Consider the following 22919-nt stretch of genomic DNA (forward strand, 5'->3'; position numbering starts at 1 on the left):
CGGGAGGTGGGGTTCAGCCCATCGTCTCGGTCAGCTCGGCGATCTCGAACCGGTAGCTGCGCCAGCCGCGCTGCGCCGCCGCCTCCTTCGTCGCGGCACGCTTGCCGGTCGCTTCCCGGAGCGACTTGGCGTGCCCCCAGAACACCTCGGTCCGGCCGTTTTCGAGCTCCGCGACGATCCGCCAATAATGCGTGAACGGCGTGGCCGTCGGCCCGATCGTCTTCACATAGCCGTCGGGCATCGTCGCGGTGAGGTAGCGCTTCTTTGGCATGATGCGTTGGATACGCCGGTCGACGCCGCGTGAGGATCTCTTTTTCGATCGCCCTGTTTGGCGCCACCCGCGCCCATGCTAAACCGCCGACATGACCGAAACCATGCTTCAGCGCGTTACGCGGACGCTTCAAGACCTCACCTCGGCAACGGGAAGTGCCGAGGGCGCGCGCGATGCGGCGATGACGCTCTTGAAAGCCATGCGCGAGCCCGGCGCGGGTATGGCTGAGGCCGGTGCCGAAGTCGTTCCGGGCGACGACCCCGCAATCCATGCCGAGGTCGCGACCGACGTCTGGCGCGCGATGATCGACGAAGCGCTCAACGAAGATTTCGCCGAGCATCCCGCGATGGCGGGTGAAGAGGACGTCGCCCGGCAGCAATCCGGGCGCTCCCACGACGAACGGGACGATTGGCAGCTTTGACATAGGCTGGAGGAACGTCCGCCCCTTGGGAGTCCAGCGAGGCAATGAAGGCGATTTCGAGGTGCGGTCGGTCGCGATCGGGAGGTAAATTTGCCCTGCTCGGCGAGGTCGATGTGGAAGTCTCCGGCAGAATGGCGGCCAGTGGTGCGTGCAGGCAATGCCCCCTTTTACCATAACGAAGACCCACAAGGCATAGCTGCGCGTACAATATCCTGAGCTTGTCAATCATGCGAAAGCCGGACATTCCCGGTGGGGTCGCTATGTCAACCTGCCGCTGCCTTGGGCAACGGTGCGGTATGCTGAAGAACGGATCTGGAATGACGACAGGTGGCAAGGCACGGAAGCGGCAATATGCAGCCCCGGCGCTCGACAAGGCGTTCATGATCATCGAGTTGCTCGCGGACGAACCCCGGGGGCTGCTGGCAAGCGAGATCGCAGTGGCACTGGGCCGATCGCTTGGCGAGTTGTTCCGCATTATCGTGGTCATGGAAGATGCCGGTTACCTGCAAAAATCGGCGACCGATGATCGGTATTCGGTTACCTACAAATTCCTCGATGTCGCCTATCGCGCCACGCCCGCTCGGAGTCTCGTCCAGGCGGCGCAGCCTGAGATGCAGCGGCTCGCGCTGGCGACAGGGCAGTCATGCCACCTCGTCGTGCCCAAAATTGGCGAGGGGCTGGTGATTGCCCGTGAGGAAAATCCCGGCATTCGCGGCTTCGCCCTCCGCGTCGGCGCATCAATCGAACTCACACGGAGCTGTTCCGGGGGCATTATCCTGGCGTTCTCCGCGCCTTCTGTCGCGGAGCGGATGCTGGATCGTGCCGAATTGACGGCTCCGGCGCCTATCGGCCGCGCCGCTTTGCTCAAGCGGCTGGAAGAGATACGCCGCGATGGCTTTTATACCCGTACCAGTCCGATCACGCGCGGCGTCACCGACATTGGCTGCCCGGTGATCGGCTTCGACGGCGAGTTCCTTGCCGCTCTGACAATCCCGTATCTTGAGCTGATCGATGGCTCGCAACTTGTGTCCATTGAGGAAGCCCGCGCGATTTTGCTTGCTGCGGCACAGGAGATTTCCAGGCAGCTCGGCTATTATCCGCATGAGGCGCCAGCCGCCTCACATTGAGAGCGACGCTCTTTCGGGTCGCGCCGATGCCAAGCGTCGAGCCGACCGACGCGGGCCGAACGTCGAAAGACGGGGACGCAATCGCGTGCAGCAAGCGACCGATATCGAGAGGGCTATGATGCTGCCCCCTTCACGCGGGTTCGCCAGATGTGCAGGAGCGGCTCGGTATAGCCGTTCGGCTGCGCCGCCCCCTCCAGAATCAGCTCTCGTGCCGCCAGGAACGGCGCGGAAGGCTGGCCGTCGCGGATCAGCGACGTGTAGAGCGGGTCGCCCGCGTTTTGAACATCGACCTTGGCCGCCATGCGGTTGAGCGCGCCATCGACATCGTCGGACGTGGCGACGCCGTGGAGCAGCCAATTGGCCATGTGCTGCGCCGAGATGCGGAGCGTCGCGCGGTCTTCCATCAGGCCGATGTCGTGGATGTCGGGCACCTTCGAGCAGCCGACGCCCTGATCGACCCAGCGCACGACATAGCCGAGAATGCCCTGCGCATTGTTGTCGAGTTCCTCGCGAATCTCGTCGGGGCGCCAATTGCGCCCGATCGCGACCGGCGGGGTGAGCAGCGCCGCCAGCGCGGCGACGGGTTCGGTGGTGCGGTCCGCCTGCCGCGCGGCGACATCGACGCGGTGATAGTGCGTCGCGTGGAGCGTGGCGGCGGTCGGGCTCGGCACCCAGGCGGTGTTCGCGCCGCTCAGCGGATGCGCGATCTTGTCGCGCAACATGTCGGCCATGCGATCGGGCGCGGCCCACATGCCCTTGCCGATCTGCGCACGGCCCGCGAAGCCACAGGCGAGGCCGATCTGGACGTTGCGATGCTCATAGGCCTTGATCCAGTCGGCCGCCTTCATCTCGCCCTTGCGCACCATCGGGCCGGCATGCATCGCAGTGTGGATTTCGTCGCCGGTACGATCGAGGAAGCCGGTGTTGATGAACACGATCCGGTCCTTCACCGCATGGATGCACGCGGCGAGGTTCGCGCTGGTGCGGCGCTCTTCGTCCATCACGCCGACCTTGATGGTGTGGCGCGGCAAGGCGAGCAGATCCTCGACCGCGTCGAACAGCCGGTTGGTGAAGGCGGCTTCGTCGGTGCCGTGCATCTTGGGCTTGACGATGTAGATCGACCCCGCCCGGCTGTTGGCGCGCGCGCCGTTCAGATCATGCAGCGCGATCAGCGACGTGACGATCGCGTCGAGAATGCCTTCGGGCGCCTCGCCACCGTCGCGCAGGCGCAGCGCCGGCGTGGTCATCAAATGGCCGACGTTGCGGACGAACAGCAGGCTGCGGCCCGGCAGAACGATCTCGCCACCGTCGGGCGTGGTGTAGCGGCGATCGTCGGCGAGGCGGCGCGTGACGGTGCGGTCGCCCTTGGCGAAGCTCGCGGTGAGATCACCCCGCATCAGGCCGAGCCAATTGGCATAGGCGGCGACCTTGTCCTCGGCATCGACTGCCGCGATCGAATCCTCGAAATCGCAGATCGTGGTGAGCGCGGATTCGAGCACGATGTCGGCGATCCCCGCCGGATCGCTCGCGCCGATCGGATGGCTGCGGTCGACCACCACCTCGATATGCAGGCCGTTGTGGCGCAGCAGCAGGGTTTCGTCGCGGCGGCCGACGAACTGGCCCGGATCGGCGAGGACCGGCACGCCCCCGCGCCAGTCGGCCCATGTGCCGTCCGCGAGCGGCACGGCATCGTCGAGCAAAGCCTTCGCCCAGGCGATCACCGCCGCGCCGCGCACCGTGTCATACGCGCCGGGTTCCGGGATTTCGCCGATCGCGTCGGTGCCGTAGAGCGCATCGTACAGGCTGCCCCAGCGCGCATTGGCGGCGTTGAGCAGGAAGCGCGCGTTGAGGACCGGCACAACCAGTTGCGGCCCGGCCATCGTCAGTTCCGCATCGACCGGGCCGGGCGCGATCGTGAACGGCGCCGGCTCGGCGCGGAGATAACCGATCGAGCGCAGGAAAGCTTCGTCCGCCGGCGCGCCGGCATCGTAGCGCGCATCGATCGCCGCCTGAAGTTCGTCGCGCGCGACCAGCAAGGCGCGGTTCTCAGGCGTGAAGCGCGCGAAGATCTCCGCAGCACCCTGCCAGAACGCATCGGCCGCGATCTCGGTGCCGGGAAGAACCTCGTCCTCGATGAAGCGGGCAAGGCGCGGATCGACCGCCAGACCGGCGCGATCCCACATCTGCGCCAACATCAGAGCCGCCCGAGCCGATGGTAGAGATTGCTGTATTTGACCGACTCCGCGCTGTCCTGAACCTCTGGGCGCTGCAGGTGCGTCATCACCGCCGTCTTGAGCAACTGGAAATCCTCGGTCGAGAAGATGGCGCGGGCGCGGGCCGGTGCGGGAGTGGTGGTTTCGGTGGTCATGTCTCTTCTCCTGTGTGAGGCGCGACGCGGCTAAGCCGCGTCGTCGGACGGCGGCTTTGCCGCCGCCGGCCGGGCGTGTGCGTCTCGGTGGCAGCTTGGCTGCCGCCGTGCGCTTCACGCCGCGAACTGGTTCATCGTATTGTGTGCGCCGCCGGCCTTCAGCGCCGCCTCGCCCGCGAAATATTCCTTGTGATCGTCGCCGATGTCCGAGCCGGACATGTTCTGGTGCCGGACGCAGGCGATCCCCTCGCGGATTTCCTTGCGCTGGACCCCCGCGACATAGCCGAGCATCCCCGCCGCGCCGAAATACTCCTTGGCGAGATTGTCCGTCGAGAGCGCGGCGGTGTGATAGGTCGGCAGCGTGATGAGGTGGTGGAAGATGCCCGCCCGCGCGCTCGCATCCTTCTGGAAGGTGCGGATTCGCTCGTCGGCCTCCTGGGCGAGATCGGTGCCATCGTAGATCACGCTCATCAGCGCGGCGCGCTCGTAAGCGGAAACGTCACGGCCCTGTTCAACCCAAGTGTCATACACCTGCTGGCGGAAGTTCAGCGTCCAGTTGAACGACGGCGAGTTGTTGTAGACCAGCTTGGCATCGGGCACGACCTCGCGGATGCGATCCACCATCGATGCGATCTGCTCGATGTGCGGCTTCTCGGTCTCGATCCACAGCAGGTCGGCGCCGTTCTGCAGGCTGGTGATGCAATCGAGCACGCAGCGATCGGCGCCGGTTCCGGCCCTGAACTGGAACAGGTTCGACGCGAGCCGCTTGGGCCGCATCAGCTTGCCGTCACGTTCGATCACCACGTCGCCGCGCAGGCTCGTGATATCGGTCACCTCCTCGCAATCGAGGAACGCGTTATACTGGTCGCCGATATCGCCGGCCTCCTTTGAGAAGGCGATCTGCTTGGTGAGGCCGGCGCCGAGTGAATCGGTGCGCGCGACGATGATGCCGTCCGGGACGCCGAGTTCGAGGAAGGCGTAACGGCAGGCGCGAATCTTGGCGAGAAAATCCTCGTGCGGCACCGTGACCTTGCCGTCCTGGTGGCCGCACTGCTTCTCGTCGGAGACCTGGTTCTCGATCTGAAGCGCGCAGGCGCCCGCCTCGATCATTTTCCGCGCGAGCAGATACGTTGCTTCCGCATTGCCGAAGCCCGCGTCGATATCGGCGATGATCGGCACGACATGCGTCTGGAAGCCGTCGATCTTCGCGGTGATCCCGGCGGCTTTCACCGCATCGCCAGCGTCCCGCGCTGCGTCGAGATCGTGGAACAGCAACCCCAGTTCGCGCGCGTCGGCTTGCTTGAGGAAGGTGTAGAGTTCCTCGATCAGCGCCGGGACGCTGGTCTTCTCGTGCATCGACTGATCGGGCAGTGGGCCGAAATCGGAGCGCAGCGCGGCGACCATCCAGCCTGACAGATACAGATACTTGCCCCGCGTCGAGCCGAAATGCTTCTTGATCGCGATGAGCTTCTGCTGGCCGATGAAGCCGTGCCAGCATCCGAGCGACTGGGTGTAGCGCGCCGGATCGGCATCATAGGCGGCCATGTCGCTGCGCATGATCCGCGCGGTGTAGCGCGCGATATCCAGCCCGGTCTGGAAGCGGTTCTGGAACTGCATCCGCGCCACCGCCTCGCCCGAAATGCCGTCCCAGCTTGGGCCGTTGGCGGCGATGATGCTGCGGGTTTCGGTGATAAGGCTTTGATAGGTCATGAGCGTCCTCGCGGGTTGTTGGCGGTGGCATGACATGCGCGACGGGTGCGTTGAAGGACGCAGAGTGACAGCCAGACAAGACGTGACTTGAACTGTTTGTCATATCATGACAGACACGCTCATGGCACTGGCAGGCGACCGCAAACTGTATCTCGGCCCGCGCTTGCGGCTGCTGCGCCGCGAACTCGGCCTCAACCAGACGCAGATGGCCGAGGAACTCGGTGTGTCACCAAGCTATCTCAACCATCTCGAACGCAACCAGCGGCCGTTCACCGCGCAGATGCTGCTGCGCCTCGCCGACACCTATGACATCGACATGCGCGGCTTCGTCGCGGCGGCGAACGAGGCGTCGTCGAGCGATCTGCACGAGATTTTCGCCGACGCGCTGGTACGCGATATCGGCGTGCCCCGGCAGGAAGTGCTCGAAGTCGCGGAGAATTATCCCGGCGTCGCCGAGGCGGTGACTCGTCTGTACCGCGCGCTCGCCGATTTGCGGCAGGTGCCCGACCGAGTCGAGTCGGCGGGGCTCGCCGGCACTCGCGTAGCATCGCCGCTCGCCTGGCTGCGCGACTGGCTCGACGCCCGCCGCAACCACTTCGCGGACCTAGATGCGGCGGCGGAAGCGCTTTCCGGCACGCTCGGCGACGATCCCGATGCGCTGCGCGAGGCGATGGTACGGCGGCTACGCGAAGAGCATGGCGTCACGGTACGGATCGTCGGGCGCGAGGTGCTGACCGATGCGGTGCGGCATTACGACTATCACCGCCGCCGCCTGATGCTCGCCGAGGCGCTGCCGGCGTCGGGCCGGCTGTTCGAGATCGCGACCCGGCTCGCGATCGAGGAGCTTTCCGGTCCGCTCGCCGCCGCGACGACCGCCGCCGATGCACCGGACGCCGAAACCCGCGTGCTGGCGCAACAGGCGCTCGCCAATTATGCCGCAGCGGCGATCGTGATGCCCTATGGCCGCTTCCACGGCGCAGCCGAGGCGAGCCGCTACGATCTGGACCTGCTGATGGCGCGGTTCGGGGTTTCGTATGAGCAGGCCGCGCATCGGCTGACCACGCTCGACCGGCCGGGCGCGCGCGGCGTGCCGCTGTTCCTGCTCAAGCTCGACGTCGCCGGCAATGTCGCCAAGCGCTTCTCCGGCGATGCGATGCCCCTCGCGCGGTTCGGTGGCGGCTGCCCGCGCTGGCGCATCCACCGCGCCTTCCGCCGGCTTGGCGAAACCGTCACCGACCGGGTCGAGATGCCCGACGGCGCATCCTATCTGACCTGGGCACGCGCGGTTCTGCGCGACGAGGGGCGCGAACCCGCGATGATCGTGCTGGGCTGCGAAGCCAAGCACGCCCGCCGGATCGGTTATGGCGACGGTGCCGCCGGCGTGACGCGGATCGGACCTGCCTGCCACCTTTGCGAGCGGGCGGATTGCACGGATCGCTCGCTACCACCGATCACGCGATCGCTCGACCTCAACCCGATGTATAAAGCGCGAGTACCCTATCCCTTCAGGGCGATCTGAGAGTCTTCCCTGATCCGTGCGCCGGTCAATAGACGTCGCGCCGGTATCGGCCATCTTCGGCAAGGCGATCGAGCCGCTCGGCGCCGATGATCGACGCCAGCGCGTCGTGAACGCCCTGCGCCATGCCGTCGAGGCTGCCGCAGACCATGACCGTCGCGCCCGCGTCGATCCACGCGCGAAGGGCGGTCTCCGCTTCGCGTACCAAATCCTGAACATACCGCCCGCACGCGGCGTCGCGCGAGAAGCAGCGGTCCAGCCGGGCAAGCGTCCCGTCCGCCAGCCACGCGGTAAGCTCGTCGTCGAAATACAGTTCATGCGCGGCGGTGCGTTCGCCGAACAAAAGCCAATGCCCTCGCCGCCCGGCATGCGCCTGCTCGCGCAGATGCGCGCGCAGCCCGGCGATGCCGGTGCCGTTGCCGATCAGGATCAGCGGCGTGGCGTCGCGATCGTCGGTGCGAAAGTTCGGATTTGGGCGAATCCGCAGCGGCGTGGCCGATCCGAGCGGGAGATGCGCGGTCAGCCACCCCGAACCGGTGCCGAACCGCCCGTCAGCGTCCCGCACCTGCCGCACGACAAGATCGAGCGTACCGTCCGCAGGAATCGAGGCGGCGGAATATTCGCGGATCGGTAGTGGGCGCATCTTCGCGTCGGGCGGCAGCATGACGGTCATCAGCGTTTCGCGCGCGTGCGCGGTGCGCGTGATGACATCGCCATCGCCGGCTTGCACCGCGAGCAGCGCATCCACCGCCGCCGGCGCGTTGCACGGCTGCACCTCGACGATGTCGCCCGCCGCCCAGTCCATCACGGACTCGACCGGCGGCTCGAACCGCAAATGATAGGCCTTGAGCGCGTCGCTGCCTGGATTGAGTTCGACGCGCTCGACCAGCGTCCAGCGTTCGAACGCGGCGGCGGCCTGGCCACGCGTTCCCGCGCCCGCGCCGAGCGTGCGCAGTTCGCTTGCCCAGCACGCCTTGGCTTCGGCATCCTCGCGGTCCATCGCGATCATCGCGAAAAGCGGTTCCGCCCCGGCGCGGGCCAGCCACGATTCCACCTCGCCGCCATAGCCGCAAAACTCGGGATATTCGCGGTCGCCCAGCGCCAGCACGCCGTAAGCGAGATGCGCGAGATCGGGGTGTTTCCGCGCGCGCAGCATGCGCGTGGTGAACCCGCGCGCCATGTCGGGCGGCTCGCCGTCGCCATAGGTGCTGACGACGAACAGCGCTTGCGTGGTGGCGGCAAGCAATTCGGGCGTGACCTTGCCGACCGGAACCACATGCGCGCGGACACCGCCAAGGGCGAGCGCCTGCGCCGCGTTGCGGGCGAGGATTTCCGCCGTCCCGGTCTGGCTGGCATATGCGATCAGCAGATCGCCCGCGCCTCGCAAGCCCGTCGATGTCGCCTCAAGCGCCTTCGCCGCGCGCGTCCGCTTGCGCCGCGAGAGATAGAGCAGAAAGCCGGTCACCGTGAACAGCGGCATGGTCAGGCTGGTCAACAGCATCACGATCCTGCCGGGCAGGCCGAAGAACGCACCGCGATGCAGTTCGAGCACGCTTTGGGTGATGATCGTGCCGAGCGGCCTGCGGTCGTAGAGATCGCGCTTCTTGAGCTTGGCCGTCCCGGGAACGTAGCTGTAGCGGTCGAGCTGACGCAGGTGCCGCGCGTCGGCGCGGCGCGCATCAAAGGTGATCGCCTTCATCGGCTGAGCCGGCGGCGGCCGGGAGATGCGTACCCAGACGTAGCGGTCGCCCGTCATCGCGCGGAAGTTCGCCCAGGCGGGATCGATGGCGGGTCGCGGCGCGACGCCGCCAGCACCCTTTTTCGCGCGGTCGCCGTCCTCGCCGCCGGCCTTGCCGGTCAGGGCATAACTGACACCGCGACTATACCAGTCGTAGCTCCACCATAGCCCCGTCAGCGCGCTCAGCAGGTAAAACAGCAACACCCAGGTGCCGATCACGACATGCAGCGCGCGCCACAGATTGCGGCCGGTCTTGCGCAAATCCAGCACCAGCCACGCGCGCCAGTCCAGCGCGCGGCGCGGCCAGCGCAGATACAGGCCGGATAGCGCGAAGAAGATCAGCGCGATCGCACTCGCACCCGTGATCTGGCGGCCGATGCCATTGCCGCCGCCCGGCAGCGCCAGCCAGCGATGCAGGTGATCCACCGTGTCGAAGAAGCCCGCAGCCGCCGGCTCGCCCAGCCAGCGCCCGGTCGCGCGGTCCACCCTGCCCTGCTTGCGGCCCTGCCCCGCGCTCGCGGTGAGGCGGACGGCGTGCGAGCGGTCGCGCGGCATCTCCCAGTCGAGCCGGCTGACATAATAGCCGGGATTGTCCGCCTGCACGCGCGCGATCACCGCGTCCGGCATCAGGTCCGCGCTCACCGGCACGCCGGGCGCGTAGAGCCGTGGTGACAATGCTTCGCTGATCTCGTCCTCGAAGCTCATCGTCGCGCCGGTGACGCCCATCACCGCGAGGACGATCCCGGCGGTGATGCCCAGGAACCAGTGGATTTGAAAAAGTACGCGCTTTGCCATTGCCGGTCCGTCTGCCTCGAACATCGTGCCTATCACGCCAATGCACAAAAACGCAATTGCGACCTATTTGCATTAGCGGTACGGGACCGGCCACGGTCAAAAGGGGGTCTCATGAGTTTGTGGTTGGTGGCAGCGTCGGCTGCGGCGATGGCGGCGGCGCCGGGCGACGGGGCGGATCAGGTCGAGCGCAAGCTGGATGAGGAGATCGTCGTCACCGGCCGGATGCCGACGTTCAAGACCGATGTCGTTCAGGTCGGCGCGTTCCGTAATCAGTCGATCCTCGATACGCCTGCCAGCATCGCGGTGATCCCCAGGGCACTGCTCGACGCGCAGGGCGCCACCGGCCTTGAAGACGCGTTGCGCAACACGCCCGGCGTCACGCAGCAGGCGACCAGCCCCACCACCAGCAACAATTTCGTGTCGCGCGGCGTCCTGATGAACGCACGCACCAACTATCGCCTCAATGGCGCATTGCAGATCATCAACCTCAGCCCGGTGCCGATCGAGAACAAGCAGCGCGTCGAACTGCTCAAAGGCGTTTCCGCGCTCTATTACGGCATCGCCACGCCCTCGGGCATCGTCAACGTGGTGGCCAAACGCGCGGGCGAGCAGCCCGTCACCAACGCTTATGTCAACGGCGATGCCGAGGGCAGTGTCGGCGGCGGCATCGATATCGGGCGCAAGTTCGGTGATGCGGGGCAGTTCGGCGCGCGGATCAACGCCTATGCGTCGCATGTCGAAACCCCGATCGATGGCGTGAACGGCCACCGCTATCTCGTCAGCGGCGCGTTCGACTGGCAGGCGACCGAGCGGCTCTCGCTCAAACTCGACGTCGAGCATTACCGCCGCGCGACCGACGAACCGGGCGGCATCGCGCTGTCCGCGTTCCAGTTGCTCGATCATATCCCCGATCCGCACCATCGCTACGCGCCGGTCAACGCGCCCTATCGCACATGGTCGACCAACGTGCTGGGGCGCGCCGATTATGTGCTGGGCGATGACTGGTCGATCCGCGTGGAATCAGGGCTCGCGCAATCGCGGCGCCAGCGCAGCCGGGCCGATTTCAGCTTCACCAGCGCCGCCACGGTGGCGAGCGGCGCGGGCCGGATTTCAGGCAATTACACACCCGATCAGGCCTATCGCAACGAATATGTCCGGGGCGAAATCGCCGGCAAGGTCGAGACCTTCGGCATCACCCACGACCTGCTGTTCGGCGTGGCCCGCAACCGTCAGGTGCAGGAAGACCAGCATCAGGCCAGCTACACGGCGGTCGCGCAGAACATCAACGATCCCGTCGCAATCGACTTCGGCAGTCTGGTCTTCGCCACGCCGCGGCTTCAGGCGGGCAGCGTCAACATCGACACCGGCGTCTACGCGATGGACATCGCGCATGTCGGCGAGAAGCTGCTGCTGATCGGCGGCGTGCGGCGCGTGCTGTACGATACCGAGGATTCGACCGGAAACTACCGGATGACGGCGTGGACGCCGACCGGGGGCGTGGTGTTCAAGCCCACGCCGACCTCCAGCCTGTATTTCACCTATATCGAGGGTCTGGAAAGTGCCGGCACCGCGCCCGCCGGCACCGCCAACGAGGGTGACGTCCTCGCGCCCGTGCTCAGCAAGCAGATCGAAGCCGGCGCCCGCATCGAGGTGGCGGGCGCACTCGCGAGCGTCGCCTATTTCCACATCGATCGCGGCCTGAGCTATACCGACAGCAGCAACGTCTATGTCGTCAACGGTCGCGCGATCCACGAAGGCGTGGAGGCATCGGTGCAGGGCAGCCTCACCCGGCAGCTTTCGGTCGCGCTTTCGGGCCAGTATCTCAACGCCACCCAGCGTAACACGGGCCTCGCCACGCAGGATGGCAAGCGGGTGGACAATACCCCGCGATGGTCGGCCTCGCTGTTCGCGCAATACCGCCCGGCCGCCCTGCCCGCGCTGGGCGTGAACGCCGGCATGTATTACACCGGCCTGCGTTATGCCGATGCGCGCAACCTCTATGCGATGCCCGGGTATACGACCTACAGCCTGGGTGCGGACTATAAGATCCGCCTGCCCGATGCGCGCTTGCTTACCTTGCGCGTGAATGGCGATAACATCACCAATACCCGCTATTGGTCTACCGGCGGTTCGGTGTTTTATGTCGGCCTCGCGCGGCAGGTCCGCTTCTCGGCGAGCATGGATTTCTGATCACGGGCGGCATGCGCGCAGCCCGGCACGGTCCCCGCCAGCCTTGATTTCATGACATCAGTATGTATTAATTTGGCATTTGAAATGTCTTTCAGGAGGCGTGATGATCGACCGTCGCATGTTCATCGGCGTCTCTGCGTCCGCAGCGGCGATCGGGATGCCCCGCCTGGCGCACGGCGAGGCTGCGTCTGCCAACCGTCTAACCCCCGACATGCCGGTGCCGCTCGGCCACCTCGCTTCGCCTGTCCCCCCCGCCGATCCGAGCCTGTACGCGTTCAACCACGGCTGGCTGTTCCATGAAGGCGACCTGCCGTTTCCCGCCGTGCGCGGCAACGACCAGACCTATTCCGCAACCAAGGCCGGCAACGCGCAAGGCGCCGCCGGCATCGATTATGACGATTCGGACTGGAGCGCGGTTCGGCTGCCGCATGACTGGGCGATCGCGCATCCGATCGAATCCGACCAGAACGATGCGTTCGGGTATCGCCGGCGCGGCATCGGCTGGTATCGCCGTTATGTCGTGCTCCCGCAGGACTGGCACGGCCAGTATCTCGAACTGCAACTCGGCGGCATGGCCAACAACGCCACCGTCTGGTTCAACGGCATCCCCGTCGCGCACAGCCTGTCGGGCTATGTTCAACAGAATATCGACGTGACGCCCTACGCGCGCTTCGGCGACGAGCCGAACACGATCGCGATCCGCGTCGATGGCGATGTGATGGAGGGCTGGTGGTACGAGGGCGCCGGCCTCTACCGCGAGTGCTGGCTGGCGGTGCGGCCCGCGTTGCATATCGTGACCGACGGCGTTCACGCGACGCCGCAGCCGCAGCCGGACGGCGCGTGGCGGCTTCCGGTCGAGGTGACACTGAACAACGCCGGCGCGGTGGCGGGCGAAGGCACGGTCGAGGCGGTGTTGCAGGATGCCGATGGCCGCACCCTCGCGCAGGCGAGCGTAGCCGCAAGCGCCGCGCCGCTCGACACCAGCACGGCGAGCATGACGCTGTCCGTGCCCAACCCGCTATTGTGGTCGCCCGAATCGCCGACGCTGTATGCGCTCCAGACGCGGCTGGTGCGCGACGGCAAGGTCGTCGACAGCCGCCGCACCGAGATCGGTTTCCGCACCACCCGGTTCGATCCGGCCACCGGCTTCCACCTCAACGGCAAGCCCGTGAAGATCAAGGGCGTCTGCATCCATCACGACCATGCCGGCGTCGGCGTCGGCATACCGGCGGCGCTGCTCGAATGGCGGGTGCGGCGCCTCAAGCAGATCGGCGCCAACGCGATCCGCTTCGCACATGCGACGCCCGCCGCCGCGCTGCTCGACGCGTGCGACCGGCTCGGCATGATGGTGATGGACGAGAACCGTCACTTCGACCCCAGCCCCGACTATCTCGCGCACGTCACCTGGATGGTGCGGCGTGATCGCAACCGGCCGAGCGTGATCCTGTGGTCGGTGCTCAACGAGGAGCCGATGCAGGGCACCGAACAGGGCTATGAGATGGTGCGCCGCCTCGCCGGGGCGATCCGCGCGCTCGACGATACACGGCCGATCACCGCCGCGATGAACGACGGCATGTTCACGCCGAAGAACGGCGCCGATGCGGTCGATGTCGTCGGCTTCAACTACAAGCACAACTGGTACGACCGCTATCATGCGGCCCACCCCGACCGGCCGCTGATCAGCACCGAGGATACCAGCGCGGTGATGACGCGCGGCGAATGGGCCACCGATACCGCGCGCAACGTGCTCACCTCCTACGATACCGAAGCGCCCGAATGGGGGCTGACGCATCACGAAAGCTGGCAGATGATCGGCAGCCGCCCGTTCATCGCCGCGACCTTCGTTTGGACGGGGTTCGACTATCACGGCGAGCCGACCCCGCTGCCGTGGCCCGCCGCGTCGAGTTCGTTCGGCATCCTCGATCTGTGCGGTTTCGCCAAGATGGCCTATCATCTGCGGCGCGCGCAGTGGGTGGAGGATGCGCCCGTGCTCGCGATCGGACCGCACTGGAACTGGGCGGGGCGCGAGGGCCAGCCGATCAAGGTGATGACGCCGGGCAATCTCGAGGAAGTCGCGCTGTTCCTCAACGGCAAGCCGCTCGGCCGGCAGGCGAGCAAGCCGTTCGTCACGCCCGAGTGGCAGGTTCCGTTCGCGCCCGGCAAGCTCGAAGCGGTCGGCTATACCAGCGGGCGCGAGGTGGCGCGTTTCGCGGTGGAGACGGCTGGACGCCCGGCGACGCTGCGGCTGACGCCCGACCGGCCGATGATGTTGGGCGACGGCGACGATGTGCAGCCGATCAGCGTCGATCTGCTCGATGCGGAGGGCCGTCATGTGCCGACCGCAACCGACCGCGTCACCTTCGGAATCGAAGGCGGCGAGATCATCGGCGTCGGCAACGGCGACCCCAACGATCACGATCCCGAGCAGGGCAATACGCGCAAGCTGTTCGCCGGTTTCGCGCAAGTGCTGGTGCGCCCGTTCGCGGGGGCCAAGCAACTCGTGCTGACCGCGCGCGTGGCGGGATTGCCGGCGACGCGCGTGGCCTTCCCGCTGGTCGCCGCGCGCACGCGTGACGTGGCCGCGACGCCGGCGGTGCATCACCTCACCGAATGGCGACGCCCCCCCTTCGCCGCAAAGGCGCCCGATCCGCGTGAGATCTATCCTGAGCAGCAATGGCGCGCGCTGGGATATGTGCGGACCGGGCGGTTGGAGGAAGCGCCCGCTGAGCATGGCTTCGCGCTCATCCAGGGCCGGTTCGTGCCGCGCCGGAGCGTCGCCGCGCACGGCGGCACGCTGCGGCTGGCGGGCGTGATCGGCCGCGCGGAACTGTGGGTGGACGGGGTCAAGCTGGCAACCAAGACCGACCGGGCCGAGGCGCCAATGGTCGCGACCCTGCCCGCCGGCAATCAGGAACGTGTGGTGACGTTGCTGCTCGAAGCCGATGCCGGCGAAGCCGCCGGACTCAGCCGTGGCGTCGCGATCTGGTAACGTGACAGCGATGACACATGGCTTCGACAATGTTAGCTGGCTTCGATATGTCCTTCATTGATCTTCTCGACATTGCCGGCACCGCTGAAAGCGGCCCACGCTATTTGTGGCTGCAGAAGCTGATCCGCACCGCGATCGAAACGCGGCGGCTGCCGGCCGGAGCGGCGCTGCCCAGCGAGCGGGAATTGTGCGACGAGTTCCAGCTCTCGCGCGTGACGATCCGCAAGGCGATGGAAGCGTTGGTCAACGACGGGCTGCTCGAACGCCGGCGCGGCGCCGGCACATTCGTATCGAACGCACCGGCGGAGAAGGAGCCCGGCCGCGTCGAGAAGAGTTTCTCGATGCTGTCCTCCTTCACCGAGGACATGCTGGCGCGCGGGCGCCAGCCGTCGAGCGAATGGATCGACCGCTCGGAAGGCTCGGTCACGCCCGAGGAAGCGCTGGCGATGGGCATGTCACCGGGATCGCGCGTGTTCCGCTTCCAGCGCATCCGCTTCGCCGATGGCGAGACGATGGCGATCGAATATGCGGCGGTGCCGGGCTGGGGGCTGAACGGTCTCGATGACGTCGAGACCTCGCTGTACGGTGCGCTCGAAGCGCACGGCAACCGGCCGGTGCGCGCGTTGCAGCGGGTTCGCGCGATCGGCTTCGAGCCGGAACAGGCGACGTTGCTCGGTATCGAGCCGGGCGATCCGGGGCTGCTGATCGAGCGCCGCGCGTTCGCCGCCGACGGGCGCATCATCGAGGTGACGCATTCCTATTATCGCGGCGACGCTTACGATCTGGTCGCCGAACTCCACCACATCTGAGCGGCGTCAGCCTGCGAACCAGCCGCGCAGCTCCGCCGGCGCGAACAGCACCTGCCACCCGCCCTGCACCTGCACGACGCCCCGTGCCCCGAGCCGGGCGAGCGCCTCCACGTCGGGGGCGGTCGAATCACCGAGCAGCAGCCGCCCGTCGATCGCCCGCGCCCGCCGCACCGCATCCGCGCCGCCGAGCGCGACGACCAGCGCCGGCGGCATCCGCGCCGGATCGGCGGTGCGCTCCGCCTGAACCGGCATCGTCGCGACTGGCTTGGCGGGCCGTCCCGCCGCGCCGCGCATCTCGACGGCAATCTGGTCGGCTTGCGGACCGAGCACGACTTGCAGCGTCTGCGGGGAGGGCCGCACGAAGCCCTTCGCGCCCAGGCGGCGCAGCGCCGCCTCATCGACGGTCGCCTGATCGTTCACGACCAGCCGAAGCCGCGTCGTGCAGGCGCCGATCTCGCGCAGATTGTCGCCCCCCCCAAGTGCCGCAAGGAACGCGCCGCCGCGCTCGCTGGCGGCAACCGGCGCGCCGCTTTCGACAGGCTCGTCCTCGCGGCCGGGGGTTTGCAGGTTGAAGCGCACGATGGCGAAGCGGAAGGCGCCATAATAGATCGCCGCATAGGCCAACCCGACCGGAATCAGCATGAGCGGGCGCTGCGCCTTGGGGAAGTTCAGCACATAATCGAACAGCCCCGCCGAAAAGCCGAAGCCGAGGTGCGTGCCGAGCAGCGGCATCAGCGCCATCGCCGCCCCGGTCAGCACGGCATGGAGCACGAACAGGCCGGGGGCGAGGAACATGAAGCTGAACTCGACCGGCTCGGTCACGCCGGTGAGAAGCGATGTCGCGGCGAGGCTCAGCAACATGCCGCCGGTCGCCTTGCGGCGTTCCGGCTTGGCGGTGTGGTACATGGCGAGGCACGCCGCCGGCAGGCCGAACATCATCACCGGGAAGAACCCGCTCATGAACACGCCCGCGCTCGGGTCGCCCGCGAAGAAGCGGCGCAGGTCGCCGGTGACGCCGTGATAATCGCCCAGCACGAACCAGGCGATGTTGTTGAGGATGTGGTGAAGCCCGGTCACCAGCAGCAGCCGGTTGAGCAGGCCATAAACGAACAGGCCGGCACTCCCGCTCGCCAGCGCCGCCGTGCTGATCGTGTTGACGGCATGGTCGATCGCCGGGAAGCTCGCGCCGACGATGCCGGCGAGCGCGAGGCCGGCCAGTCCGCTGACGATCGGCACGAAGCGGCGGCCACCGAAGAAGGCGAGATATTCGGGCAGGCGGATCGCCGAAAAGCGGTTGTAGCCAAGCCCGCCGACGATGCCCGAGAGGATGCCGAGCGGCACCGAGACGCGGTCGATCTGCGCGTTCCGCCAACCCGCCATGACTGCCGCCTGCGCGGCCTCCGGCACGCCCGCGAGCGCCGCCGGCGGCACCGCCAGCAGCGCCTTGGCGCCTTCGGTGGCGATCAGGAAGCACACCACGCCGGCAAGCGGCGCCGCGCCATTGCCGTCGCGCGCGAAGCCGGTCGCGACGCCGATTGCGAACAGCAGGCCGAGATTGGCGAACATCGCGTTGCCCGCCGCGCTGACGAAATCCAGCCCGAGCAGATCGGCCTGCCCGAGCCGCAGCAGCAGCGCCGCCACCGGCAGCACCGCGATCGGCAGCATCAGCGCACGGCCGAGGCTTTGCAGATGTTGCAGGATCGATTTCACAGCCCCAACTCCTCCAACAGCGCCGCCGCGAGCGCACGGACCTCGGCTGCGGTCGAGACCTGCACGACCGCCGCTGCGAGCGTGCGGCAGCGATCGACCGAGACGCCGCGAACCAGCGCCTTCACCTCGGCGACCGCCGCCGGTGCGGCGGAGAGTTTGGTAACGCCCAGGCCAATCAGGATCGGTACGGCGAGGCGATCGGAGGCAAGGCCGCCGCACACGCCAACCGGCTTGCCATGCAGCGCGGCACCGCGACAGCATTGATCGATCATGCGCAGCACCGCCGGATCGAGCCCGTCGACGCTACCGGCCACCGCCGGATTGCCGCGATCCATCGCCAGCACATATTGCGTCAGGTCGTTGGTGCCGATCGACAGGAAATCGCATTCCGCCGCGAGTCCGTCGGCCATCACCGCCGCTGCGGGGGTCTCGACCATCACGCCGAGCGGCATGTCCGCACCGAGGCCGAGCGCGGCGCTTTCCACCTGCATCGCGGCACGCACCGCGCGCAGTTCGGAGACCTTGGCGATCATCGGCGCCATCACGCGGACATCGCCCGCTTCGCCGGCGCGCAACACCGCGCGCAACTGGGTGGCGAGGATGTCGGGATGCGCCAGCGCGACGCGGATGCCGCGCAGGCCGAGCGCGGGATTTTCCTCGGGCGCGATCGGCAGATACGGCGCAGGCTTGTCGCCGCCGATGTCGAGCAGGCGGATGACGAGCGGGCGCCCCTCCAGCGCGCGGGCGATCGCGGCATAGTCCGCTGTCTGTTCGTCTTCGTCGGGCGCGACGGCGCGATCGAGGAACAGGAATTCGGTACGCAGCAGTCCGCAGCCCTCCGCGCCGCCCGCGACGGCGGGGGCGGCTTCCGCCAGCTTGCCGAGGTTGGCGGACACTTCGATGCGGACGCCATCAGTCGTGCGACCCTCAAGCGCGGCAGCGGCCCGCGCCGCCGCCTTGCGGACGGCGCGCTGGGCGGTCTCGACCTGCGCCTGCTGCCATGTCGCCATGTCGGGGTCGATCACGAGCGTTCCCGCAGCCGTGTCGAGCACCAGCGGCGTGCCCGCCGCAATGGCCAGCACATGCGGCCCGGCGGCGACCAAAGCGGGAATACCGCGACTGGCGGCGATGATCGCGACATGCGAGGTCGGGCCGCCGCGCGCGGTGACGATGCCGGCGACCAAAGCGGGATCGAGCGACGCGACTTGCGACGGCACAAGATCGTCGGCGAGCAGGATCGCGTCGGCGGGCAGCGCCACGGCGGGCGCGGCCTGGCCGGCGAGCCGCCATTGCACTTGCACTTCGACGTCGATCAGGTCGTCGGCGCGCTCGGCGATGTGTGGATCGGGCGCGGCGCGCAGCGCCTCAGCCTGATCGCGCAGGACGCGCCGCCACGCGACGGCGGCGCTGTCACCAGCATCGATCCGGGCATGGGTGCGCTCGATCAAATCTTCGTCGTCGAGCAACGCACGGTGCGCGGCGACGATGGCGCGTTGCTCGGCGCTGGCCGTGCCGCTCTCGGTTTCGAGCGCGGCACCCAGCGCCGCCAACGCTTCGGCAAAGCGCGCGCGTTCGGCGGCGACGCCCTCGCTGGTTTGCGCGAGGACCGGCTCGGGGCGGACGAAATGCGCGGCAACGCCGGTCGCGAAACCGGGCGACGCGGCGACGCCGGTCAGAATGCCGTCGTGCGGCGGCGGCAGGGGCGCGGCGGGCTTCGGAACCGCTGGCGCAGGCGCAGCGAGCGGCTTGCCCTCGCCCATGCCCGTCGCGATCAGATCGGCGACGGCATCGACGGCGGCTTGCGCATCCGCGCCCGAGGCGGCGATGGTCAGCGTATCGCCGTGCGCAACCGCCAGCGTCATCATCGCGCTCGGGCTGCGCAGGCGCGCGTCACGGTCGCCCTTGATCGCGCGCACCTCGGCGTCGAAGCCGCGCGCCAGGTCTGCGAGCTTCGCGCTAGGGCGCGCATGCAGGCCATGTGCGAGCGGGACGCGCAGCGTGCGGCTGGCCGATGCGGTGAAAACGGGCTTGGCCTCGGCGCGTTCGGCGGGATGATCGGCGGCGAGCGTCAGGAGCGGTTCGCCGCAGCGAATCCGGCCCGGCTCGGCGCGCCACGCGATCGCAAAGTCGCCTTCGGTCACAACGATCGGCGTGACGAGGCTCTTAGCCCCCGCCGCGACGGTGGCGAGATCGACCGTGAGCAGCGGCGTGCCCGCCTCCACATGCTGCCCAGCGCGAACCTGCGGCGTAAAACCGGCACCGCCGAGGCTCACCGTCTCCAGCCCGAAATGCATCAGCAGCACCGGCCCGGCATCGAGCCGCAACGTCACCGCATGCCCCGCCTCATGGACCGAGACGATCACGCCCGGCGCCGGCGCGTGAAGCGTGTCCGCGAGCGGATCGATCGCCACGCCGTCGCCGAGCAGCCGGTCGGCGAACACCGCATCAGGCACGTCGGCGAGCGGAACGAGCCAACCGTCGATCGGCGCGACGAGCGTGAGGCGTGTCATCGGTCGGTCAATTCCCCTTCTACGCGCGCGTCGGACGTTTCACGGCCTGCGACCTTCACCCCGCCGATCCAGGTCTGGACCGGCTGGAGATCGGCATCGAGGACAACGAAATCGGCGCGCATCCCCGGTGCCAGCGTACCGCGTTCGCGATCGAGGCCGAGGAAGGCGGCGGGCGAGCCACTCGCCATCCGGCTCACCAGCCGCAGATCGGCGCCGGTCGCCGCGCGCATCGTCCGCACCGCCTGCGCCATGTCGAGATGTGCGCCCGCCAGCGTGCCGTCCTCGCCCTCGCACACACCGTTGCGCACAGTCATGCGGCGGCCGTTGAGCAGGAACGACTCTTCGCTCGAACCGACGCTCGGCATCGCATCGGTGACGAGCATCAGCCGGTCAGCGCCCTTGATGCGCAGCGCGACGTCGAGCGCGGCGGGCGCGACATGCACGCCGTCCGCGATCAGACCGCACCAGATCCGGTCGTCGGTAAAGGCCGCGCCGACCACACCCGGCGCGCGGTGCAGCAGCGGCGACATCGCATTGTAGAGATGGGTTACGCCGGTGATACCGGCAGCGAAGCCCACCCGCGCCTGCTCATAGGTCGCGTCGGTATGGCCAGCGCTGAGGATGACACCCGCCGCCGCAAGGCGCGAAATGTCCTCTGCCGTCACGATCTCGGGCGCGAGCGTCATCATCACGACGCCGCGACGCGGCGCGCACAGCATGTCGATGACCTTGCGATCGAGCGCGCGGATCAGCGACGGATCGTGGATGCCCTTGCGCGCCCCGCTGATGAACGGCCCTTCGATATGGACGCCGATGATGCCCGGCACGCCCGCCACGATCGCCGCATCGACTGCGTCGAGCGCGGCGGCGATCGCCTCGTGCGTGTCGCTGATCAGCGTCGGCAACAACGCCGTCGTGCCGAAGCGCGCGTGCGCGGCGGCGATCGTCGCCAGCCCATCGACGGTCAGCGCGTTGTTGAACAGCACGCCACCGCCGCCATTGACCTGCGTGTCGATGAAGCCCGGCAACAGCCAGCCGCCCGCCAGATCGATCTCGATGTCGCCGCGACCAGCCGGATCGATCGCATGCAGGCGCCCGTCCGCCAGGACGAGATTGGCCGCGGGCAGGATTACGTCGCCGAGGAGGATCTGGCCGCCGTGGACCGTAAGCGTGGTCATCGCGTCCGTGTCACCTTGGCGAGATAGGGCGGCTGATCGGGATCATAGCCGCGTGCCAGCGCGAGCGCGTTGACCATCCGGTAGAAGCTGGCGATCATCACGATCGGCGCGAGTTCGGGCGATACCGCCAGCGCGGGCAGCCGTTCGATCGCCGGGTGCGAGGCGTCCGCATGGCTGGCGAGCCAGACGCGCGCACCGCGTTCGGCGAACGTATCGGCCAGCGCGCGGACATCCTCGCCCGCGACGCCGCCGGTGTCGAACGCGATCACCGAGAAACCGGCCTGGACGATCGCCATCGGGCCGTGGCGGACTTCGGCCGAGCTGAACGCCTCGCCGTGCAGGCCGCAGGTTTCCTTGAGCTTGAGCGCCGCTTCCTGCGCGATCGCGAGGCCGTAGCCACGGCTGACCAGGAACAGGTTGGTGGCATCCTGCAACCCGCGCGTCACCGAAGACCAATCGAGCGCGAAGGCGATATCGACCAGCGCCGGCAAGGCGGCGAGGTCGGCGCGCAGCGCATCATCGTCGCGCCACGCCGCCACGATCGCGGCGATGCCGGCGAGCGAGGCGATATAGGATTTGGTCGCCGCGACCGATTTCTCCGGCCCGGCGCACAGCGGCAGCAGGATATCCGCGACATCGGCAAGCGGCGAAGTCTCGTCATTGACCAACGCGACGACCAGCGCGCCCGAGGCGCGTTGCCGCTCGACCGTCGCCAGCAAATCCGGGCTGCGGCCCGATTGCGAGATGGCGATGCACAGCGTCGATGCGCCGGCGTCCACCTGCGCGGGGTGCGCATCGTAGAGCGATACGGTCGAGAAGGCCGCCGAAACGGTAGGCACGCCGAGCAATGTCTCGACCATGTATTTCGCATAGGTCGCGGCATGATCCGACGATCCGCGCGCGCAGGTGACGACCATCGCGGGGGACAGCGCCCGCAGCCGCGCGCCGAGCATGGCGAGCGTATCCCGGTTGCGATCGAGGAAGCGCGCGATCGTAGCGCCGGCCTCGCTCGCCTCCGCATACATCAGCGTCGCGGCGACCGCCGCGCCGGACTCGTGGTCCGCCATCTGCAAGCTCACTGAGTACCTCCGTCTGACAGGAACGGCGTCAACGCGCCGAAGGAGACGCCCCGCCACATCGGGACGGCAGCCTGTGTGGAGCGCATTATGCATGGTTCGAATGCCATGACAATGGTATCTTATGTGTATTTTTTACGGGGCATCTCAGCGCGATCGTACAACACCACTTAACAGGGGCTGCACCAATATCACGACATTGATTGCGAGACCCGCAGGTAATGCGTAATTTTATTTCACAATTTTGGCGGGCGCCCGGGCACCCTGGTCTGATTCGTTTTCGCTGATGGCAAGGGTCCGCGCCACGGCAAACCGGACTCGGAGAGGGAGACGAATCCTCGCAGCCCGCACAGGGAATTTATCCCCTTGAAGTTCGGATATTTTCCGCGCTGTTTGCGATACCAATTCGTCGCTTTGTTTGCACATGTTATGTTTCTGTCTTAATTTTTGCTTGACAGGCAACAGACTTCTCCATGACACTCGCATTACAGCCGCAGGGATTCAGTGCGGC

Annotated in this window: 15 protein-coding genes; 6 read left to right on the forward strand and 9 right to left on the reverse strand. The window is 67.5% G+C overall.

The features are described from left to right. Positions 1 to 13 precede the first annotated feature (13 nt). The gene (locus EWE75_RS07915) at positions 14 to 271 is read right to left on the reverse strand and encodes a hypothetical protein (RefSeq protein ID WP_427915775.1); all 258 of its coding nucleotides are present in this window, start codon (positions 269 to 271) and stop codon (positions 14 to 16) included. Positions 272 to 362: 91 nt separating this feature from the next. Between EWE75_RS07915 and EWE75_RS07920 the strand changes: the two genes are divergently transcribed. Beyond that, positions 363 to 692, forward strand: coding sequence for a hypothetical protein (locus EWE75_RS07920; RefSeq protein ID WP_130156199.1), 330 nt, complete (start codon positions 363 to 365; stop codon positions 690 to 692). Positions 693 to 988: 296 nt separating this feature from the next. Next, positions 989 to 1819 (forward strand): IclR family transcriptional regulator, encoded by an 831-nt coding sequence (locus tag EWE75_RS07925; protein WP_231708273.1) that lies wholly within the window; start codon positions 989 to 991, stop codon positions 1817 to 1819. Positions 1820 to 1932: 113 nt separating this feature from the next. On the opposite strand, the gene EWE75_RS07930 is transcribed toward EWE75_RS07925, so the two are convergent. The 3 genes from EWE75_RS07930 to EWE75_RS07935 form a co-directional block, all read right to left on the reverse strand. Continuing rightward, on the reverse strand, positions 1933 to 4014 hold the full coding sequence (locus tag EWE75_RS07930; RefSeq protein WP_206364716.1) for a malate synthase G: 2082 nt from the start codon (positions 4012 to 4014) through the stop codon (positions 1933 to 1935). Next, a complete protein-coding gene (locus tag EWE75_RS24935; protein ID WP_165388300.1) occupies positions 4014 to 4187 on the reverse strand; it encodes a hypothetical protein in 174 nt (57 codons plus the stop codon). The genes EWE75_RS07930 and EWE75_RS24935 overlap by 1 nt, the downstream gene beginning before the upstream one ends. A 114-nt stretch (positions 4188 to 4301) precedes the next feature. Further along, a complete protein-coding gene (locus EWE75_RS07935; RefSeq protein WP_130156201.1) occupies positions 4302 to 5897 on the reverse strand; it encodes an isocitrate lyase in 1596 nt (531 codons plus the stop codon). 121 nt (positions 5898 to 6018) lie between these two features. On the opposite strand from EWE75_RS07935, the gene EWE75_RS07940 reads away from it, so the two are divergent. Further along, positions 6019 to 7416, forward strand: coding sequence for a helix-turn-helix domain-containing protein (locus tag EWE75_RS07940; RefSeq protein WP_130156318.1), 1398 nt, complete (start codon positions 6019 to 6021; stop codon positions 7414 to 7416). Between the two features lie 25 nt (positions 7417 to 7441). Here the strand turns inward: EWE75_RS07940 and EWE75_RS07945 are convergent, their stop codons facing one another. Further along, positions 7442 to 9946, reverse strand: a complete 2505-nt coding sequence (locus tag EWE75_RS07945) for a PepSY domain-containing protein (protein WP_130156203.1) — start codon at positions 9944 to 9946, stop codon at positions 7442 to 7444. Positions 9947 to 10057: 111 nt separating this feature from the next. Between EWE75_RS07945 and EWE75_RS07950 the strand changes: the two genes are divergently transcribed. The 3 genes from EWE75_RS07950 to EWE75_RS07960 all read left to right on the forward strand — a co-directional run bounded on the left by EWE75_RS07950 (position 10058) and on the right by EWE75_RS07960 (position 15934). Further along, on the forward strand, positions 10058 to 12136 hold the full coding sequence (locus EWE75_RS07950) for a TonB-dependent siderophore receptor (RefSeq protein ID WP_130156205.1): 2079 nt from the start codon (positions 10058 to 10060) through the stop codon (positions 12134 to 12136). A gap of 103 nt (positions 12137 to 12239) precedes the next feature. After that, complete coding sequence (gene galA, locus EWE75_RS07955; protein WP_206364717.1) at positions 12240 to 15125, forward strand: beta-galactosidase GalA; 2886 nt, start codon at positions 12240 to 12242, stop codon at positions 15123 to 15125. Between the two features lie 47 nt (positions 15126 to 15172). After that, the gene (locus EWE75_RS07960; RefSeq protein ID WP_130156209.1) at positions 15173 to 15934 is read left to right on the forward strand and encodes a GntR family transcriptional regulator; all 762 of its coding nucleotides are present in this window, start codon (positions 15173 to 15175) and stop codon (positions 15932 to 15934) included. Positions 15935 to 15940: 6 nt separating this feature from the next. Here the strand turns inward: EWE75_RS07960 and nagE are convergent, their stop codons facing one another. The 4 genes from nagE to EWE75_RS07980 are packed head-to-tail and all read right to left on the reverse strand — an operon-like array spanning position 15941 to position 22399. Next, entirely contained in the window at positions 15941 to 17644 is a 1704-nt protein-coding gene (gene nagE / locus EWE75_RS07965) for an N-acetylglucosamine-specific PTS transporter subunit IIBC (protein ID WP_130156211.1), read from the reverse strand. Then, positions 17641 to 20154, reverse strand: a complete 2514-nt coding sequence (gene ptsP / locus EWE75_RS07970; RefSeq protein WP_130156213.1) for a phosphoenolpyruvate--protein phosphotransferase — start codon at positions 20152 to 20154, stop codon at positions 17641 to 17643. Before ptsP ends, nagE begins: the two co-directional genes overlap by 4 nt. Further along, on the reverse strand, positions 20151 to 21332 hold the full coding sequence (gene nagA, locus EWE75_RS07975; protein WP_130156215.1) for an N-acetylglucosamine-6-phosphate deacetylase: 1182 nt from the start codon (positions 21330 to 21332) through the stop codon (positions 20151 to 20153). The genes ptsP and nagA overlap by 4 nt, the downstream gene beginning before the upstream one ends. Then, the gene (locus tag EWE75_RS07980; RefSeq protein WP_130156217.1) at positions 21329 to 22399 is read right to left on the reverse strand and encodes an SIS domain-containing protein; all 1071 of its coding nucleotides are present in this window, start codon (positions 22397 to 22399) and stop codon (positions 21329 to 21331) included. The genes nagA and EWE75_RS07980 overlap by 4 nt, the downstream gene beginning before the upstream one ends. Between the last annotated feature and the right edge of the window lie 520 nt (positions 22400 to 22919).

It is taken from the genome of Sphingomonas populi (assembly GCF_004208535.1).
Taxonomy (GTDB): Bacteria; Pseudomonadota; Alphaproteobacteria; order Sphingomonadales; family Sphingomonadaceae; genus Sphingomonas; species Sphingomonas populi.

What these genes read in the sequence shown, in the direction of transcription:
- EWE75_RS24935 (WP_165388300.1), bottom strand. Translation starts at nt 4,187, where the DNA reads ATGACCACCGAAACCACCACTCCCGCACCGGCCCGCGCCCGCGCCATC.
- EWE75_RS07945 (WP_130156203.1), bottom strand. Translation starts at nt 9,946, where the DNA reads ATGGCAAAGCGCGTACTTTTTCAAATCCACTGGTTCCTGGGCATCACC.
- nagA (WP_130156215.1), bottom strand. Translation starts at nt 21,332, where the DNA reads ATGACCACGCTTACGGTCCACGGCGGCCAGATCCTCCTCGGCGACGTA.
- EWE75_RS07980 (WP_130156217.1), bottom strand. Translation starts at nt 22,399, where the DNA reads ATGGCGGACCACGAGTCCGGCGCGGCGGTCGCCGCGACGCTGATGTAT.
- EWE75_RS07935 (WP_130156201.1), bottom strand. Translation starts at nt 5,897, where the DNA reads ATGACCTATCAAAGCCTTATCACCGAAACCCGCAGCATCATCGCCGCC.
- EWE75_RS07940 (WP_130156318.1), top strand. Translation starts at nt 6,019, where the DNA reads ATGGCACTGGCAGGCGACCGCAAACTGTATCTCGGCCCGCGCTTGCGG.
- EWE75_RS07950 (WP_130156205.1), top strand. Translation starts at nt 10,058, where the DNA reads ATGAGTTTGTGGTTGGTGGCAGCGTCGGCTGCGGCGATGGCGGCGGCG.
- EWE75_RS07960 (WP_130156209.1), top strand. Translation starts at nt 15,173, where the DNA reads ATGTCCTTCATTGATCTTCTCGACATTGCCGGCACCGCTGAAAGCGGC.
- EWE75_RS07930 (WP_206364716.1), bottom strand. Translation starts at nt 4,014, where the DNA reads ATGTTGGCGCAGATGTGGGATCGCGCCGGTCTGGCGGTCGATCCGCGC.
- EWE75_RS07920 (WP_130156199.1), top strand. Translation starts at nt 363, where the DNA reads ATGACCGAAACCATGCTTCAGCGCGTTACGCGGACGCTTCAAGACCTC.
- galA (WP_206364717.1), top strand. Translation starts at nt 12,240, where the DNA reads ATGATCGACCGTCGCATGTTCATCGGCGTCTCTGCGTCCGCAGCGGCG.
- EWE75_RS07915 (WP_427915775.1), bottom strand. Translation starts at nt 271, where the DNA reads ATGCCAAAGAAGCGCTACCTCACCGCGACGATGCCCGACGGCTATGTG.
- ptsP (WP_130156213.1), bottom strand. Translation starts at nt 20,154, where the DNA reads ATGACACGCCTCACGCTCGTCGCGCCGATCGACGGTTGGCTCGTTCCG.
- EWE75_RS07925 (WP_231708273.1), top strand. Translation starts at nt 989, where the DNA reads ATGCTGAAGAACGGATCTGGAATGACGACAGGTGGCAAGGCACGGAAG.